The organism is Ensifer soli (assembly GCF_041928815.1).
GTDB lineage: Bacteria > Pseudomonadota > Alphaproteobacteria > Rhizobiales > Rhizobiaceae > JBHFEI01.
This window is the reverse complement of sequence record NZ_JBHFEI010000062.1, coordinates 1-1,056: the sequence shown is the minus strand read 5'-3', so window position 1 is coordinate 1,056 and position 1,056 is coordinate 1. Positions and strand designations below refer to the sequence as shown.

The following is a 1,056-nucleotide window of genomic DNA, read 5'->3' as shown; positions in this document are numbered from 1 at the left end:
TAGAGCAGATTCGACTTATTCCGGGTCATATCCTGCGGCCTCGAAATAGTGTCGGCATTCCTTTGGCGTGAAGGCGGAGAGGCATCTGGCGACGACCGACCAGAGTTCATCGACGGTTCTGGCGGCGGCCTTTCTGAGCAGGGCCTTGAGCTTGGAGAATGCCATCTCTATCGGATTGAAGTCCGGTGAGTATGGCGGCAGGAACAGGAGCCGCGCCCCGACCTTCTCGATGGCCTCGCGCACGCCGCTGATCTTGTGGGCGGGCAGATTGTCCATGACTACGATGTCGCCCGGGCCAAGCTCGGGCGCGAGAACCTGCTCGGTATAGGCGAGGAACGCGGCGCCGTTCATCGGGCCGTCGAGCAGCATCGGCGCCGCCATCCCGGACAGCCGCAGGCCGGCAGTGAATGTGGTCGTCTTCCAATGGCCGTGGGGAACGGCCGCCCGGCATCGCTCACCGCAAGGCGATCGCCCTCGCAGCCGAGCCATTTTCGTGGAAGCTGCGGTCTCGTCGATGAAGATCAGTTTCTCCGGATCGAGATCGAGCTGGCCGTCGAACCAGGCTATGCGGCGGCGAAGGACGTCCGCGCGCTGCTGTTCGGCGGCATGCGCCGTCTTTTTTTGAACGTGATGCCGCGCCGGTCGAGGAACAGCCAGACCGTTGAGGGCGCAGCCTGCACGCCGTGCTCGGCGGCAAGGCGCTCCCCAATCTCGGCCAGCGTGATGTCCGGCGCCGTCTCGATCAGGCAGAGAATGAAGGCCTCGTGCGCATCGAGCTTTGAGCGGGACGGTTGGCCCTGCTTACGCGCCTCCGTCTCGCCGGTCTCGCGATAGCGGCGATACCAAGCCCCGGCCGTCGAGATCCCGATCGAGAAGCGGCGTGCAGCCTCTCGTGTCGAAACTCCATCCTCGATCGCTGCAATCACCCGACCGCGAAGGTCGCCGCTCAAGCTCCTCGTCATCACCACCTCCTGGCAAATCACCAGGACCAGTGAATCAGACAAGCCCGACCGCGTGAATCATCAATCCGACTCCGCGTTCATCGAAGACGCTCTA

1 protein-coding gene is annotated in these 1,056 nt (G+C 63.5%); it reads right to left on the bottom strand.

Annotation, left to right across the window (positions count from 1 at the left end; all coding sequences use genetic code 11):
- Window positions 1-15: 15 nt before the first annotated feature.
- A protein-coding gene (locus ACEVQ6_RS23645; RefSeq protein WP_374891490.1) for an IS630 family transposase occupies window positions 16-962 on the bottom strand; the annotation gives its coding sequence in 2 pieces (ribosomal slippage) (window positions 16-623 and window positions 623-962; 948 coding nt in all).
- Window positions 963-1,056 lie beyond the last annotated feature (94 nt).